Annotated in this window: 7 protein-coding genes; 5 read left to right on the top strand and 2 right to left on the bottom strand. The window is 59.4% G+C overall.

Going from position 1 to position 18,433, the window contains the following annotated elements; genetic code table 11:
- Positions 1-186: 186 nt before the first annotated feature.
- Positions 187-3,006, bottom strand: coding sequence for a fibronectin type III domain-containing protein (locus HY011_27180; protein ID MBI3426628.1), 2,820 nt, complete (start codon positions 3,004-3,006; stop codon positions 187-189).
- 616 nt (positions 3,007-3,622) lie between these two features.
- Here HY011_27180 and HY011_27175 point away from each other — a divergent pair.
- Together HY011_27175 and HY011_27170 are read left to right on the top strand one after the other, a co-directional pair.
- Positions 3,623-6,367, top strand: a complete 2,745-nt coding sequence (locus HY011_27175) for an insulinase family protein (GenBank protein MBI3426627.1) — start codon at positions 3,623-3,625, stop codon at positions 6,365-6,367.
- Positions 6,368-6,469: 102 nt separating this feature from the next.
- Complete coding sequence (locus HY011_27170; protein ID MBI3426626.1) at positions 6,470-7,735, top strand: pyridoxal phosphate-dependent aminotransferase; 1,266 nt, start codon at positions 6,470-6,472, stop codon at positions 7,733-7,735.
- Positions 7,736-7,845: 110 nt separating this feature from the next.
- Here the strand turns inward: HY011_27170 and HY011_27165 are convergent, their stop codons facing one another.
- Complete coding sequence (locus tag HY011_27165) at positions 7,846-8,265, bottom strand: hypothetical protein (protein ID MBI3426625.1); 420 nt, start codon at positions 8,263-8,265, stop codon at positions 7,846-7,848.
- A 414-nt stretch (positions 8,266-8,679) separates the two neighbouring features.
- Between HY011_27165 and HY011_27160 the strand changes: the two genes are divergently transcribed.
- The 3 genes from HY011_27160 (at position 8,680) to HY011_27150 (ending at position 18,246) form a co-directional block, all read left to right on the top strand.
- Positions 8,680-11,580, top strand: coding sequence for a carboxypeptidase regulatory-like domain-containing protein (locus tag HY011_27160; GenBank protein MBI3426624.1), 2,901 nt, complete (start codon positions 8,680-8,682; stop codon positions 11,578-11,580).
- A gap of 216 nt (positions 11,581-11,796) precedes the next feature.
- Positions 11,797-12,273, top strand: a complete 477-nt coding sequence (locus tag HY011_27155; protein ID MBI3426623.1) for a hypothetical protein — start codon at positions 11,797-11,799, stop codon at positions 12,271-12,273.
- 315 nt (positions 12,274-12,588) lie between these two features.
- Positions 12,589-18,246, top strand: coding sequence for a putative Ig domain-containing protein (locus HY011_27150; GenBank protein MBI3426622.1), 5,658 nt, complete (start codon positions 12,589-12,591; stop codon positions 18,244-18,246).
- The last annotated feature ends 187 nt before the right edge of the window (positions 18,247-18,433 follow it).

Here is an 18,433-nt window from a genome sequence, read left to right as displayed (position 1 = left end):
GGACAGTCAGTGTTAGGACAAAATGCCTGCTCCGGGGCGAGGGGTGTGATCGTTTCTGGATTCATCACCCAGGTTGTGCCCCAGACCCCGGACTATTTCAGGCTCAAATCCATTCATTTCACGGTTGTTTGTGGAGCTACCTTGATTACCCGCACCGGCTTTTTTGCCAACTGAGTTGCCGATACGTTACGGTTTTCTGACCACAATGGCGGTGCCATTGCTGGAGCCATCGGGATCGTGATTGTTTACCGCTGAGTATAGATAACCGGACAAGGTCATTGAACTAATCGTAAAGGTGGCGCTAGTTGAAGCGCTCGCAATGTTATTGGTCGTGATCGTGCAACGCCCGGTGGAGTTGGTCGTACAACTGTAAGTCCCTGCTGCCCCGCTGCTCCAAGTACCGCTGATCACGACACTCGTCAATGCCGTTTCATCTGCCTTGTGCGGCGTGATTGTCAGCGTCGCATTCCAACTGCCATTCGTCAGGCGCGTGGCTGTGGCGTCAATATTGCCGATGTGCATCTTGGGCGTCGTGAGGGTTTTGGCATTGGCAATATTGGAATAGGCCGAATTGCCACCCAGATTGAGTGCTCTGACGCGATAATAATAGGTCGTATTGTTGATTAAGCCGGTGCTGCTGGCGGTCGTGACATTGGCGGCAGTCGTTGCCAGCGCGGCCCAGGTGGAGCCGTCGAGTGAGCGTTCGACCTGGAAACCGGTTTCATTGCTGGCGGCGTCAGTCCAACTCAAATTGATTTGGGTGGGTGAAACAGCGGTTGCCGCGAGATTGGTTGGCGCGTTCGGTATGGGAGGCGCCTTGGTTTCAACGCGGATGTACATGTGATCCACCATGATTTTATCGAGGGCGACTTTGCCGCCGCCGCGATTCGTATCAATGACGCGAATGTAAACCGCGCCCGTCAGGTTGACCGGCAAGGCAAAGGATTGAGACGCGCTATCCGTCGTCGCGCTGACCGTCAACATCGGCGTGAAGGTGCTGTTGTTCGTCGAATAAGCAAACTGGAAGTTATCGCCATCCGTCGAGGCTGTTTGCCAGGCATTCACATAAAAGACCGTGCCGTAACCCGCCGTGATATTGAAACGCCACTTATGTTCGAGATAGCTATACCGCGTTGTCGTGGTACCGGTTGAGAGCACCTCGGTAATCGCCTCGGTCGCGCCATTGTCGCTCATCGTATTGGCATAATTGCTGGTGAGCGTCCCCGTCACTGCCATGTCACCAGCCGCGAGGTAATCGGTATAGGTGGGAACAGCCGTCGTTGTGGCGTTCACCGCGTTAGAATACGCCGAATTGCCGCTGCCGTTAAAAGCGCGCGCGCGATAGTAATACGTTGTGCTCGCGCTCAGCCCGGTATCCGAATAAGCCTGGATATTGGCGGCCACACTGCCCAGCGCCGCCCAGGTTGTATTGTCGGTTGAACGTTCGAGTTGGAAACCCGTTTCGTTGTTCGCGTTATCAACCCAGGTGAGATTGATCTGTGAATTGGAGACAGCCGTGGCGGTCAGGCTGCTCGGCGCACTCGGCAGGGCTGTCACAGTAATCACGACGCTCGCCGTGTCTGTCAGCCCGTCATTGTCGGTGACGGTCAACACGGCAGTGTAGACGCCTGGGTTGACGTACACCGTGCTGTCATTGGCCTGCGTCGAGCTTGTGCCGTTGCCGAAGTTCCAAGCGTAACTGACGATGTTGCCGTTGGAATCCGACGAGCCTGCGCTCGAAAAATTCACCGTCAGCGGAGCCAGTCCGGCAGTGAAATTGGCCGTGGCCGCCGCCACTGGCGCGAGCGGATTGGTGACCACAATCGTGCCGCTGATGTTGTATTCACCCAGACTGCCATAATCGGAATACCCCGTCGTCAGGTCATCTGTGCCGACGCCATCAATCAATAAATAGTAAGTGCCTGCCGCTACGGTCGTCGTGAGGCTGGCCTCAAGCCCCGCTGGATTGCTGCTGGTAAGCACGGCGCCACTGGCATTCACCAAGTCGGCTTTGATGTCCAGATTGGGGCCGCGCGGGCCGCCGGTAACATTCAAGCTGATCTGTCCCGCTTCAGTCGTGAACGAAAAGCAATCCTTGTCGGTGGTGCGTTCGATGATGCCCTGGCCGCTGACCTGGTTACTATTGGCGACGGTCAGCGGGGAAGCCGTGGCCGGTGTGTCGCCGTAATCGTCTGCGCGGTAGTTGATGCCGTAACCGCTGGTCATCACCGCCAGGTCGTCCTGCAACTGGTTGGCGAGCGCATATTCGCCTTTGCTCCATTGCGTGATGCTGCGGTAATAGCTCACACCCATAATCGGTGCCCAACCCAACGGCTCGGCACCGTGGCCGGCGTAATAGGCCGTGCCATCAGTCTTGCCGTCGTGCAGCAACCCCAGCGTATGACCTACTTCATGAGAAATCGCTTCCGCGACAGCCTTTTCATCGCCGTGACCTAATTGTTCCGTAAACACCCAGCAGGGTGTATCGCTGTTCCAGCTAAATGAACCCACATACGCCACGCCCCCGGCGCCGGTGTTAAACCAGTTGGTGGGTGAAACGACAACGCGGATGCCCCAGTTTTGGTCGCCGCCGCCGGTATTGCGCAAGGCTTCGATGCCCGGGTCCTCGGTGGTTATATCCACGTCAAAGGGGGCGTAATCTTCCGCGACGCGTTGCCAGATAGCCTGGATGTGATTGAGTTCGTTATTGCTAAAGGTGCCGGTTGTGGCTGGATTATCGGCTTCGTAGGGAAGCGAAGTAATGGCGTTCCCAGCCGTATAGGTACTGTTCCAGGCCGTACTGCCGGTCGTTTGACCGTCAAAATCCAGATAGATCACTTTGGTTGCGCCCGGCAGGCTGTGCAGCTTAAAAGTTTGTGCGTAGGACAAGGCCGCCGCTGCCGTTTTGGTGGCCGACAAATCTTCCGGCACATATTCATCCAGGTAAACCAAACGCTCTTCGCGATCAATCCACAAGTTCGGGTCGCGTTGTAGCGCTTGGGTCAAACTCTCAAGCGAAAGCTTGTAACGCGCCGCAAGTGCGGACAGACGACGCCCGTGTTGACGAATTGCCGTGCGCCCGCGACTGCCCCAAACGGCTTGTTCAGAACGGCTTTCTTGTGCGGTGGAGGAAGATTGAAAGACTGGGAGGAGCAAGAATAGACAGAAGGTGAGTAGAGATGCTTGTAGGGCTAACCGCACGACTCGCTGGAGCATTTTTTATTTTCCTGGTTGATAAGAGAGGCGGCCTTGCATGCACTCCTCAAATCAACCGGATTGGCAGGCGGCGAGTGAAAGGGATGCATCTCTACAGGTTCTTTTATCAAGTCGTGGGTTGAGGTGTTTAGCCACTCTCGTGCACTGTATCGGCACTGATGTATTAATACTTTAGGGCCATTCAAATTATTTTTGAGGAATTGGTGGTCGCACTGAAATGCTGCCTCCGGAACTGCAAAACCTGACGGCACCCCGCCCTTTTGATGCATGGTCAGCGCGCGTTGCAGGCGGCTGGACATTCGCCTGAACCTCTCCTAGAGTGCGGGCGTATTGCCGGTTGCGACAGGCAAACGCTGACTACCTCTCCTGCACTGTCGGAAAGCAAGCAAATATCCTTGGAGGTGTAATGAACTTTCGTAACTTGAGCAACACGCTGGCGGCGGCGTGTTGGCTCGTTATTTTGACCTTTGCCGCCTCGGCACAGACCGCGCTGCCCAAAGGCTTTGAGCGCGGCGCCTCGGTCGAAGGCATCACCGAATACCGCCTGCCCAACGGCTTGCGTGTGCTGCTCTTTCCCGATCAATCCAAGCAGACGATTGTGGTCAACGTGACCTATCTGGTCGGCTCGAAGCACGAGAACTATGGCGAAACGGGGATGGCGCACTTACTCGAACACATGGTTTTCAAGGGCACACCGAAACATCCCAAAATCCCTGATGAATTGACCGAACACGGCACGCGGCCCAACGGCTCGACCTGGTACGACCGCACGAACTATTACGAAACCTTTCAGGCGACGGACGAGAACCTGAAATGGGCGCTCGATCTCGAGGCCGACCGCATGGTCAATTCCTATATCGCCAAGAAAGACCTTGATAGCGAGATGACGGTCGTGCGCAACGAGTACGAGATGGGCGAGAACGATCCCGGCAGCATCACCATCGAACGTATGTTCAGCACGGCGTATCTCTGGCACAACTACGGCAAGAGCACCATCGGCGCGCGCGCTGACATCGAGAACGTGCCGATTGATCGTTTGCAGGCGTTTTACAAAAACTTCTATCAGCCCGACAACGCCGTGCTGCTGGTCGCGGGCAAATTTGACGAAGCCAAGACGCTCGAACTCATCAACCAATACTTCGCGCCCATTCCCAAACCCGCGCGCAAGTTGCGAACGCTCTACACCGTGGAGCCGGTGCAGGATGGCGAACGCGCCGTGACGGTGCGCCGCGTGGGCGATACGCAATTGGTTGGCGCGGCCTATCGCATCCCCGGCGGTTCACACCCTGACGCGGTCGCCGCCAGCATCCTGATGCAAATCCTGGCTGACACGCCTTCGGGCCGCTTGCACAAGGCGTTGGTCGAAACCAAGAAGGCGAGTGGCGTTTTCAACTTTCCCTACATCTTCGGCGAATCCAGTTTGCTGATCGTCGGCGCGCAAGTGTTGAAAGAAGCGTCGCTCGACGCGGCGAAAGACGGTTTGCTGCAAGTCGCCGAAGACCTCGCCAAGACGCCCGTGACCAAAGAAGAGGTCGAGCGCGCGCGCGGCCAGTTGCTCAAAAACATCGAATTGCGGCTGAACTCTTCGGAAGAAGTCGGCCTCGAAATCAGCGAATGGCTGGGCGTCGGCGATTGGCGGATGCTGTTTATCAATCGCGACCGTTTGCGCAGGATCACAGCGGAAGAGGTGCAGCGCGCCGCCGTGCAATACCTGAAATCATCCAATCGCACGCTCGGTCTATTCATCCCGACCGCCAAACCCGACCGTGCTGAAATCCCGGCAAATCCTGATGTATTGGCGCTGGTCAAAGACTACAAAGGCGACGCCAAGGTGGCCGAAGGCGAGGCTTTCGACCCGTCGCCCGCCAACGTCGAAGCGCGCGCCGTGCGTGCTGCGGCAGGGGGCTTGAAACTTACGCTTGTGCCGAAAAAGACCCGTGGTGGCACCGTCACTGCGCTGCTCAACTTTCGTATGGGCGACGAACAGAGCCTGATGAACCGCGACACTGCTGGTTCGCTGGTTCCCGACATGCTGTTGCGCGGTACCGCCAAGCATACGCGCCAGCAATTCCAGGATGAATTCGACAAGCTCAAAGCCAAAGTCGGCATCAGCGGCACGCCCGAAAGCGCAACCGTTTCCATCGAAACGGTGCGCGAGAACTTACCCGCCGTCCTGCGCCTGGTAACCGAAGCCTTGCGCGAGCCGAACTTCCCGGCGAGCGAATTCGAGCAGTTGCGGCAAGAGCAGATCGCCGGCATCGAACAGCAAAAGAGCGAGCCGACCGCGATTGCGGGGACGCTGTTCCAACGCCACCTGCGCCCTTATCCCAAAGGCCACGTCAAATACGTCTCGACGCCTGATGAGTCCATTGCCGATCTGAAAGCGGTGACGCTCGATCAGGTCAAGAAGTTTTACGCCGACTTTTACGGCGCGCAGAGCGGCGAAGTCGCCGTCGTAGGCGATTTTGATGACAAAGAAGTCACCAAGCTGGTCAACGAACTGCTGGGCAATTGGAAAGGGAAGCAGCCCTACACGCTGATTCCCGAACCGTTCAAAGATGTCGCGCCGGTCAATCAAGCGCTCGAAACGCCCGACAAAGCCAACGCCTTTTTCGTCGCCGGGCAGAACTTAAAGTTGCGCTATGACGATCCCGATTACCCGGCGTTGACGTTGGGCAATTACATGCTCGGCGGCGGTTTTCTGAACTCGCGTCTGGCCGCGCGCATTCGCGGCAAAGACGGTTTGAGTTACGGCGTCGGCTCTCAATTGCAACCCGGCGTCGTTGGCAACAACGGGATGTTCGTGACCTTCGCCATCTATGCGCCACAGAATGCGGCCAAGCTCGAAGCGGCGTTCAAAGAAGAGATTGCTAAGGCGTTGAAAGACGGCTTCACGGCGGAGGAAGTCGCTGCCGCCAAGAAAGGCTGGTTGCAATCGCGCCAAGTCAGCCGCGCGCAGGACAATGAACTGACCGCTCGTTTGAACAACGTCACCTTCCTCGGCAAGACGCTGACGTGGGAAGGGGATTTTGAAAAGAGAGTGGACGCGCTCACGCCCGACCAAGTTGTCGTAGCGTTGCGCAAGCATCTCGACCTGAACAAAATCACCATCTTCAAAGCCGGTGATTTTGCGAAAGCGGCGGGCAAGTAAGGCTGATTCATCAATCCACGAAGTGACACGAAGGGGGCACGAAGTATTGTTAAACAACTTCGTGTCCCCTTTGTGTGCCTTCGTGGGGGAACCTAATTGGAGATGTTCTCAAATCGCTTCAAATGGAATTTAGAGACCAATCAACTGGCCCGGTTGATTGAGACGAAGCGCCGTGCCGGTGCGCCCATCCTGGATTTGACCGAAGCGAATCCGACGCGCGCGGGGCTGATCTATCCGCAGCCGGAAATTCTCAACGCACTGGCGCAACCCGGAGTAATGCTTTATGAGCCTGCGCCGCGTGGCTTGTTACCCGCGCGCGAAGCCGTCGCGGCCTATTACGCCGCGCGCGGCCTACGCGTTGACTCCGCGCACATCTGTCTGACCGCCAGCACGAGCGAGGCCTACGGCTATTTGTTCAAGCTGCTTTGCGATCAGGGCGAGAATGTGTTGGTGCCGCAACCGAGCTATCCGCTCTTTGATTTTCTGGCGGCGCTCGAAGGCGTCGAACTGCGGCCTTACAGCCTGGAGTATCAGCATCCACGAGGGTGGGCGATTGATTTCGACTCGTTGCAAAGCGCGCTGACGCCCCAGACGCGCGCGGTGCTGCTGGTCAATCCCAACAACCCGACCGGCTCGTTCGTCAAAGCGGAGGAGGCCGGCGAACTGAACCGGTTTTGCCAGCAACACGAATTGGCGCTCATCGTGGATGAGGTCTTTGGCGATTATGCCTTGGGGGGCGGATACAGTACCGGGAGCGGTAGCGACCGGGTTCCAGCGCAAACTCTAACGGCGAGACACCCAGTCGCTACCGCTCCCGGTACCGTATCGGCGGCTGCGCTACAACATTCGCTGGTTGAGAACGATGCGGCGCTGACTTTTGTCTTGAGCGGCTTTTCCAAAATCCTCGCCCTGCCTCAAATGAAACTCGGCTGGATCGTGACGAATGGCTCGGCGGAGTTAAGACGCGAAGCCGAAGAGCGGTTGGAATTGATCGCCGACACCTTTCTTTCGGTCGGCGCGCCTGTGCAACATGCGGCGGCGCAATGGTTGCAGTTGCGCTCAGGCTTGCAGCAGCAGATTGCGGCGCGCACAGCGGCCAATTTGGAATGGCTGGCCGCTCTGGTCGCAGGCTCAGCTTGCCGCTTGCTTACGGTCGAAGGCGGCTGGTACGCGACGCTGGAAGTGCCGCGTCACGTTTCAGAGGAAGAGTTGATCTTGCGTTTGTTGGCCGAAGACGATGTGCTGGTGCATCCGGGGTACTTTTTCGATTTCGCGCGCGAGGCCTATCTGGTGTTGAGTTTGCTGACACTGCCAGCAGTCTTTCGCACGGCGGCGCAACGGCTGTTTGAACGCGTTGTGAATGGTTGAGTCCAGCCCTGGGTACGCACTGCTGCCAGCGTGCAGGCTAATTGAGAGACGCAATGGATTCGATTGTAATAGTAGCCAAGCCCGCACGCTGGCAGCGGTGCATACCCAGATTATGGTTTGCGCGGCGTAGGTTTCGGCTTGGCGCTCTCGGCGGGTTTGGCAGGTGCGGGCGCTTGCTCCGGTTTCTTGATTTGTTCGTTCAGGCTTTCGTTCAGGCTATCAATGCGTTTTTGCAGTTCGAGCATGCGCTGTTGCAACTCGACGCTTTGTTGCGCCAACGAGAGCTGCTGGCGCTGGAGTTCGCGCAACAATTCGTTGTTATAATTGCGCCCGTTGTCCACATTGAGCGATTGATTCTGTTGGTTGCGTTCGACGTAATCCAGGCGCTGTTGCAACTGGTCTACGCGGCGTTCGAGCGTCATCAGCCGATACGTCGGGTCTTGTTGCGGCGCACTCGACGTCGTGGCGGCCAACAACAACAGACTGCCGATGAGAGGGAAGGCAAGGCGCTTGAAAATTTGCTTGGTCATGTTGAATCGCTCCTCGAAATGAATTGACGGCGGCATTGTCTGCCGAAAGCAGGCGGGCTGGCAATTCGCCCGCGCCGGTTTTTCGCGAAACCGGCAGCTGCTGGCGCATGTCCTAGTACTCCATCAAGCTGTAAGTGATGGATGCTGAGAGCGCATCCGGGATGTAGGGCGGGATTAAATCCCGCCCTACATCCCTCATTTTCAGCTTGATGGAGTACTAGGTCTGTGTGTACGGTAAGGGCGCGTAACGCCGGGACAGTACCGCGCGCGTCAGCAAGCGGAGACTGCGCCACTACTCCAGTCCGCCAGACTTGACGCGCCGCTTGCTGACGCGCGCGGTACTGTCCCGTTGCGCGGCTTTTACCCTACACCGAAGTGAAAACCGATCTAAATCTCAGAATGAACATCAGCATTATGCTTCGCAGCATGAAAACGACAGGGAACGAATTCCTCCTCACGGCCTTACGCCTGTGGCTGGCGTTGCTGGTGAGTTGTGTCAGCCTGTCAGCGCAAACGCCACTCACCTTGCGCGGGCAGGTCGTAGATGAACAGGGCGGCGTTATTCCCGGTGCGCGCGTCGCGTTGACCGGCGTTGACGGGCGTGTGTTGACGGTGGTCGCCAATGCCAATGGCGAATTCAGTTTCGAGAAGCCTGCCCCAGCAACTTACGCGTTGAATGTCGAAGCCGCAGGGTTTCAGCTCTACAACCTGCCTGCGTTGCGCGTGCCACACAGCCAGCCTGTGCTCAAAGTCGTGCTCACAGTTGCCGCCGTCGCCAGCGAAACCGAAGTCAACGCCGCTGAAAACGGCGTGTCGGTCGAGCCGGATCAGAACATGGACGCGACCATCCTGGGTGAGGACTTCATCGAGACGCTGCCCGACAACGAAGAAGACTTGCGCGAATACCTGTTGCTGCTGGCTGGCCCGGCGGCAGGCGCGCAAGGCGGCGGGCAGATTTACATCAACGGCTTTCGCGGCGGCAGCCTGCCGCCCAAAGAAGCCATCCTGCAAATTCGCATCAATCAAAATCCCTTTGCCGCCGAATACGAACGCCCCGGCGCGGGCCGCGTCGAGATCATCACCAAACCCGGCAACAATCAATGGCACGGCGGTGGCGGCGTCAGCTTTCGCAATGCGGCGCTCGATGCGCGCAACGCCTTCGCCGAGACCAAACCCGAACTCGATCAGCGGCGCTATTCGTTCAACCTGAGCGGGCCGCTCATTCGCAAACGGCTCTCGTTTTTTGCCAACGCCGACCAACGGCGTTTGGCAGGCAGTGGAGTCGTGCGCGCCGAAATCCTGAGCGGGCCGTTCGTCACCAACGTGCCGACGCCCAACGAGAGCCGCAGTTTCAGCCTGCGCGCTGATTACCTGCTGAGCAAAAACAACACGTTCAATCTGGTGTACTCGCGTTCGTCGGGCAAAAACACGAACCGCGAATTTGCCGCGCGTGCGGCCAGCGGCGGCGTCAGCAATTACACGCTGCCCGAACGCGCGTCGAGTTCTGACGACCTGAATCACTCATTGCAACTGGGCGAAGTCTGGCTGATCAATTCCAAACTCATTCACGAGGCGCGCCTGCGGTTGCAATACGACCAGCGCCACGCGCGCGCCAACACGACGGGGTATGCAGTCAATGTGCTCGATGCGTTTTATGGTGGCGGGGCGGCCTGCTGTCCGAGCAACACGCGCGCCTTTGACGCTGAATATCAGGATTACCTGACCTACAGTTTGAAACGCCACACGCTGCGCGGTGTCGTGCAAGCCAGTTACAACAACCAGCGCGATTTCAGCGCCAGCAATTTCAACGGCACGTACACCTTTTCCAGTCTGGATCAATACCGGCGCGCGCTGGCCGACCCCACGGTGCCCGCGACGCAATTCACGCGCAATCTGGGCGATCCGTATTTGCGCTATGACATCTTTGAAGGCTCGTGGTTCGCGCAGGATGATTTTCGGGTGAGCCAGCGACTGACGCTTTCATTCGGGCTGCGGCACGAATTCCAGACGCGCTTGCAGGACAAGCTGAATTTCGCGCCGCGCTTCGGGTTGGCTTGGTCACCCGCCAAAGGCCGCAAGCTGACGGTGCGCGCGGGCGGCGGCATTTTTTATACGCGGCTGACAGGCGGCGTCTTTAGCAACACGCTGCGCTACAACGGCGCGAATCAACGCAGCCTCGTCATTCGCAATCCGCTCTTTCCCGATCCGTTCGCGGGCGGCGCGCCGGTTATTACGCAGGGCAATTCGGTGCGCTGGGTGCTCGCGCCCGATTTACAAGCGCCGTCGCTCATCAATCTGACGGCCAGCGTCGAGCGGCAGATTACGCGCGGGCTGGTGACTTCGTTGACGTATAACTTTGCGCGCGGCCTGCACCAATTCCGCGTCCGCAATATCAACGCGCCGCGCAGTGGCACGAACGACCGGCCTGACCCGACGCAAGGCAATCTGTTTCAGCTCGAATCGTCGGCCTCGTCGCTGTACCACGGCTTTCAATTTCGAATTGATCGCCGCTTGGGCGCGAACTTCACGGCGTTCGGCAGCTACGCGCTCTCGTGGGCGCAAAGCGATGCTGATGGGCCGGTGTCGTTCCCGGCGAATGGCGCTGATTTGCGCGCCGAGTGGGGCCGCGCGTTGACCGACCGGCGGCATTATTTGTATGTCGGCGGCAACTGGCGCTTGCCGTGGAATTGGCGTGTCGCGCCCTTCGTGACCGTGTATTCCGGCTTGCCGTTCAACATCACGACGGGCCGCGATGAAAACAACGACGCGCGTTTGACCGACCGCTTGCCCGGCGTCGGACGCAATGCCGATGTGCCCGCCAGCCTCTACGCCAGCTTACCCGAAGCGTTGGCGGCGCGTTGCATCGTGGATTGCAAGACGGGCGGCCAGCAGATCAACCTGCGCGATTTCTTGACGACCAACTTCCCGCAAGGCATCCGCGCCGCAGGGCCGGGTTATTTCGCCGCCAATCTCAGCGTCAACAAAACCATCGGCTTCGGCCAGCGTGCGGTGGCGACGAAAGCGGGCGCAAAGGGCGCCGCGCCGAATCGCAAGGTGGAAATGAAAGGCGGCGACAACGCCGGCAGCGGCGTGAACAAAGGCGGACTCGCCAAAACCGGCAAAGCAGGCGTCGGCAAAGCAGCCAATGCCGAAGCGGCGCGGTTCAACATTACCCTGGGCGCGCAAATCACCAATCTGTTCAATCACGTCAACTTCGGCCAATACAGCGGCGTGCTGACGTCGCCCTTCTTTGGCCGGGCGAACAGCGCGAGCACGGCGCGGCAGTTCGAATTCAATCTGCGGTTCAGTTTTTAGAAGACCGGCGCGCTACGGGCGGGTGCTTGCCTTGAAACAACATTCAAAAATGAATTTCACCATCTCATTTTCTGTAATATCAATTTCCGTTTCCATTGACTAAAAACGGACTGAGGCCTAGGCTGCATTCCTGAAGAAACTTCACTCTTAACCAAATTTCTAACTGCGATTGACTTGGGCTTCCGCGGGCGTCCGGTGGTCAAAGTCAAAGAAAGTTTGACCGTGAGAATCGCGCTAACGCTGATCTTCCTCTTTGCTGTGCACCATTGTTCAACTGCGGCGCGGCGCCCGCAGTCAGCGGAACTGGTGGGACGGTGGAAAGTGGAGATCACTTTCGCAAACCAGTTCTCGCGCACGTTGCGTTTCGAGGCTGAAGCGTCCGGCAAAGGTTCCCTGCTGCTGGAAGGCCCGGCCTCAAACTGGGCGGAAGCCGCCAAACCCACGACGGCAAAGTGGTCCCAAAGCGCCGAGCAACGCGTGACGATCTCAGGCCCTGTTGAGTTTCCGATTGGCAACGTGGGACGCCTGGCAGGCACCTTGATCTGCAAGGGCAAATTCGACACTGAAAACTCCCTCTCAGGTGAGGTTGCCCTCTTTGCACCCGAACAAGATCCGCAAGACCCGCAAGTAGTACCGTCCAGAACCGGAACGTTTAAGGCGACGCGCGTCACCACCGCGCCAACGTCACGCTGAACTGCTGACTTGCAGTTCTAGCGTCAACACCCCTGATCAGCGTAGCGCAGCGTTTCTGGCATACCTGTGATGCGCAAGGATTGCCGAAAGAGAATTCAGCAGCCGAACTTTGGGTTGCCGCAAGCTGATATGACCGCCGCGTGAAAGCTCCCGGCGTCGCAACGCTGCCCCTAGCGTATTGCGGAAGCCGCTGCCGGTTGAGCGGCCAACGCTGGTCAACCTGATTAACAAGTAAAGAAAGTGCGCCGCTGGTTGTGGTAGCGCAGTTTCTGTGGTCATTGCCATCTTTTTGAAGCAGTTAACCGAAGGAAAAAAATGAAACACACCACCCGCACTATCACTTCGTTTTCGCGCAGCCGCCTCGTACTGGCGGTTTTGTCACTGGCTCTCCTGGCGTTGCTGGGCGGGCGGATCATTTCGGCGCACAAAGGGCAGGCTTATGCCAAGCCAGCGCGGAAACAAACAGGCAAGATGCGCGCAGCCTTGAGCAGCGCGCCAACACGTTACGCTCCGACCGCGCCCAGAACCCCTGCCGTGCCGGTCGAAGATGCGGATGAAAAATTGAATATGGAGGGGCCTTACCTCTCCGAGCAACTTTACGGCCCCTTTGACTACTCGGTGTTTCTTACCCGCGAGAAGAACGGCGAGTTCCCGTCGCAAAAAGGCCCGGTGCGTACCGTCGTGCCCTACGACGGCTTGGCCAATAACAACACTGGCGCCACCGGCACGTCCCTCTTCACCAAGAGCGAAACCTCGGTCGTGGCCTTCGGCAACAATGTCGTCATCGGCTTTAACGACTCAGGTTCCAATGCGGGCGGCACCAACAAGTTCACCGGTTATTCATTTTCGAGTGATGGCGGCAACACCTTCACCGACGGCGGCCAATTGCCGACCAATGCGGGCGGCGATGCGGGCGACCCCGTGCTGGCGCGCAACGAAACGACCGGGCGCATTTATTTCTCGACCCTAGGTTTCAGCGTCCCCACGATTCAGGTGTTTCATTCCGACGACAACGGCGTGACCTGGAGCGCACCGGTCAATGGGACGCCGGGTGGGGCGAGCGAGGACAAACAGTGGATCGCAGTGGACAACTTCGCCGGCGCGGGGAATGGCAATGTTTACTTGCTGAGCCGCAACTTTGGCGCTGGCAATGGCATTTTCTTTTACCGCTCGACGGATAACGGCAACACCTTCGGCCCCAGTGGCGGCACGCTCATCGTCGGTGGCAATCAAGGGGCCTACGTCACCGTCGGGCCTGACCACGCGGTCTATGCGTTTTGGTTCGCCGGCGCGAGCTTGCAAGTCCGCAAGTCCACCGACTTCGGTGTGACCTTCGGCGCGGCTGTGACCGTAGCTTCCGGCCTGGTCGGTGGCACGAACGGCGACCTCGGTTTGACCGGCTTGCGTCAGGGCACCGGTTCTTTTTCAGGCTTTCGCAGCAGCGAGTTCCCGCACGCCGCCGTCAATCCCATCAACGGCAATCTCTATGTGACCTACAACAACAAAGGCGCGGGCGCGGACAAGGCGGACGTGTTCGTCGTGCAGTCTACGGACGGCGGCGCGACCTGGAGCGCGCCGGTCAAGGTCAACGACGACGCGACCACCACCGATCAATGGCAGCCGACGCTGGCCGTGACGCCGGACGGCACGAAGCTCGGCATTTTTTACTACAGCCGGCAGGAAGACGCGGCCAACAACAATCTGTTCAAATACTACGGACGCGTCGCCTCGATCAGCGGCGCGACGCTCACCTTCGCGCCTAGCTTTGCGGTCAGCAGTGTGGCGTCGTTGCCGGAATTCGGACGCGACAGTTTGATCAACAGCGTCTATATGGGTGATTACAACACGGCTGCCGCCACGAATGGCGCGTTCCATGTTGTCTGGTCGGATAACCGCGACGATCTGGCGGGCGGCGCGGGGCGCAAAGACCCCAATGTCTATTACCAGAAAGTTCCTATCGGTTTGGCGGTGACGACCACAGTGCCAGCGGTCGGCGCGATCTTGCCCACGATCCCGTTGAGTTACACGGTCAATTTCAGCGACCCGATCCAGGTCGCAAGTGTGGCGGCCAGCGACTTCACGGTGGACGGTGTGCCGGCCAACACGTTCATCGTCAATACGCCGACGCAGGTGATATTCAATTTTGCGAGCGCGCCGTTCTCCACGCAGGGGCCGCATACGATGGCGATGGCGGCGGGCGCAGTCCTGCGCAACCCCGACAACAGTCCGTTGCTGGCCTTCAGCGGCGTCTTTCGTTATGACGCGCTGCTGCTACAGGTCACTTCAACCGTGCCACCAGTCGGCGGGGTCTTTACTTTGCCGGGACCGTTCACCTACGACGTGAACTTCAACGAGCCGGTTGATCCGGCCTCCGTTCAAACCTCTGACCTGGCGCTGAGCGGCATCGCGGGCGCTACTGTCAGCGGCGTCACCGTCTTGCCGGGCAACACAACCGCGCGCTTCACGCTGTCGGGCATCACGGTCGAAGGGACGCTGACGGCGAGCATTGCGGCGGGCCTCATCACCGATGCCTTTGGCAATCCGGGCGCGGCGTTCACGGCGAATTATGGCGTAGACATCGGCACGGTGCCTTACCCGACGCCGCTGCTGGCGAAGAATCCGCTCGGCTCATTGGTCTACGATCCCAGCATTGCGGGGACGATCAACTTTGCCGGCGACATTGACAACTTTACGCTGAACCTTGATCCGAACCAGACGCTCACGCTCGTGGTGACGGCAACCTCGGCGGGGCTGCAACCGTCGGTCACGCTCTGCAATCCGAGCAACACCGTCATCGGCAGCGCCACCGCCGCCGCGGCGGGGCAGAATGCGTTGCTGCAAACCGTCGCCGCCACGGCTGCCGGCACCTATACCTTCAAAGTGAGCGGCGCCAGCAACACGACCGGCAATTACCAACTACAAGTGATCCTGAACGCGGCGCAGGAAGCCGAGGGTACGCTGGCCGGCGCGACCAACAACACGCTCGGCACTGCGCAGGACATCAACGCCTCGTTCATTACGCTCTCCACCTCCCAGGCCAGCGCCCAGCGCGGCGCGGTCACAGGCGTGTCGGACAACGCCGGTTATTCAGCCGCCGCCGTGTCGTTCGCGTTCGAGGACATCAGCGGCACGGGGACAGTCATCGCCCCGCTGACGGGTGTGGACGATGTCAGCACCTCAATCCCCATTGGCTTCACCTTCCCCTTCTACGGCACGAACAACACCAATGTCTCCGTCAGCAGCAACGGCTTGCTGGTCTTCGGCGGCACGGATAGCACCTTCACCAACTCCGACCTAACGACTGCCCCGTCACTGGCTGGCATCGCGCCGTTCTGGGATGACCAGCACACGGCAGGCGGGGTGGCCGGCTCGAACGTCTTCTCGCAAGTCAGCGGCGCCGGGCCGAACCAACACCTGACCATCCAGTGGAACAAGGTGCGCTTCTTCTCCGGCGGGGCGGCAGGCGACACGATCACCTACGAGGCGCAACTCTTCGCCGACGGGCGCATTCAGTTGAACTATCAAGACCTCGTCTCCGGCACGGCGGCGGGCAACAACGGGGCCAGTGCGACGGTCGGCATCAAGGCCGCCGGCAATCAGGGGTTAATGCGCCTGCTGCTGGCTTTTAACAATGGGCCGAACGCCTTCGTCGGTACCGGCCAGAGCACGCTGCTCTCACCGCCCAATCCGACCCCCGACCTCTACTCCTTTACGGCGAGCGCTGGCGATGTCGTCACGCTGGGGGTGAAGGGACAAGGTACGGCAACAGCGAATGTTGACCTGCTCAATTCCGGCGGCGCGACCATCGCCACAGGCGTCGGTGGTTCCACCAACCTGGACAGTGTCGTCAGCAACTTCGCCATCGGCGCGGGCGGCACGTACTATGCCCGTGTGACCAGCGCCGCGAGCGCGGTGACTTACAACCTGGTGGTGACGCGCAACGCCGCCTTCGACACCGAAGCCAACGATACTTTCGCCACCGCGCAACCCATCGGGGGCAACCGGGGCGCGCTGGGCGGCATTGCGCCGCAAATGACCTATCTCGCCAGCGCCGTGCCGTTCGCGTTCGAGAACATCAGCGGCACGGGTACGGTCGTCACCGCCTTGGATGGGCAAGATGACGGTGCCGCGACAATTCCCATTGGCTTCAACTTCCCCTTCTTCGGCGCCAACAACACGACTGTCGGCATCAGCAGCAACGGCTTGCTGACCTTCGGCGGCACTGATACCACCTTCACCAACGGCGATCTGACGACCTCGCCAGCGCTGGCTGGCATCGCGCCCTTCTGGGATGATCAGTTTTTGACGGGGGCCGCCAGCACGCATGTCTACTTCCAAGTGAGCGGATCAGGTGCGAATCAGCATCTGACCATTCAGTGGAACAACACTTCGTTCTTCAACGACTCGCCACGGGCGGGCGGGTTGACCTACGAAGCGCAGTTGTACGCGGACGGGCGGATTCAGTTCAACTACCAGAATCTGGCGACGGGTCGTAACAGCGGCACGAATGACAATGGTGTGAGCGCGACGGTGGGCATCAAGGCCGCTGGCACGCAGGGGCCGAATCGCCTGTTGTTGGCCTTCAACAATGGGCCGAACGCCTTTGTCGGCACGGGCCAGAGCACTCTCATTCAGCAGCCCCCTGGCGACGATTGGTACAGCGTCACGCTGGGCGCGGGGCAACCGGCGTTGCTACTGGAAACCAGCACGCCAAGCGATGGGCCGGGCGAATTCGTCAATGTGCTCAATCCGCATATTGAGCTTTACAGCCCGGCGAATGTCTTGCTCGCCAGTGGTGTCGCGTTGGCTGATGGCCGCAACGAGAGCCTGGCTGTCGGCAGCTTGGCCCCAGGCGTCTACCGCATTCGTGTCACCAGCGAGGCGAGCACGACGGGCGAGTATTTCCTGACGGCGACCGGCTGCCCGACCTACACGCTGTCGGCGTTGCCGCCAACCGCAGCGTCAAATGTGCCTTTCACCCAAACCATCGGCGTCAGCCCGAATACCGGCGGGCCGTTTTCGTTCAGCTTCACCGGGACGTTGCCGCCGGGCCTGACGTTGTCGAGCGCGGGTGTGCTGAGCGGCACGCCAACCACGCTGGGCAGCTTCAACTTCCGCGTGACGGCGACAGCGGCTATTGGCTGTTCAGGCTTCCGCGATTACACGCTGACCATCGTGTGTCCCACGGTGACGATCACGCCGACGGCACTTGCCGCGGGCACAGCGGGCGCGGCCTATTCACAACCCCTCAGCGTTTCCCCGGCGGGCAGCTACACCTTCTCGCTGGCGCAGGGGAATTTGCCGAGCGGGTTGACGTTGAACGCTTCGACTGGCGTCATCAGCGGCTTGCCGTTGGTGACCGGCACTTACAGCTTCGGCATCAAGGCGCAACTCGCCAACGGTTGCAATGCGACGCAAAGCTATACGCTGATCATCAACTGCCCGACCGTTGTGCTGTCGCCGGGCAGCTTGCCGAATGGCACGACGGGCACGGCTTATAGCCAGCAACTCAGCGCGGCGCCGGCGGGCGGCAATTACACCTTTGCCGTCAGCACCGGGACGTTGCCAGCCGGGCTGTCCCTCAATGCGGCCACCGGGCTTATTTCCGGCACGCCGTCCGCGAATGGTTCGTCTACGTTCACAGTGACGGCGACGGGCTTCGGAGGCTGCGCGGGCAGCCAGTCTTACACGATCATGATCGGCAGTGGAGGTTGTCCGACAATTAGCCTGCCCGCCAGCTTGCCGAACGGCAAAGTGGGGACGCTCTACAACAACTACGTCACGGCGTCACCAGCGGGTGCGTACAGCTATGCGGTGACGGCAGGCAGCTTGCCGCCGGGCGTGACGCTGTTCAGTTCCGCCGGTTTGCTCTTCGGCTACCCGGTAGCACCCGGCACGTACAACTTCACGATCACGGCGACGCAGGGCGCCTGCACCGGCAGTCAGAGTTACAGCGTGGTCGTTACGCCTTGACGAGTTTTGCGGTGTAAAGGGACTAGTACTCCATCAAGCTGTAAGTGATGGATGCTGAGAGCGCATCCGGGATGTAGGGCGGGATTTAATCCCGCCCTACATCCCTCATTTTCAGCTTGATGAAGTACTAGGGGCTAGGGACTGGGGGCTAGGGGCTGATTTCATTAGTCCCTAGCCCCCAGTCCCT

This window comes from Acidobacteriota bacterium, from assembly GCA_016196035.1.
GTDB lineage: Bacteria > Acidobacteriota > Blastocatellia > RBC074 > RBC074 > JACPYM01.
Note: the sequence above shows the minus strand (reverse complement) of the source record. Positions and strands in the feature narration are given on the sequence as shown.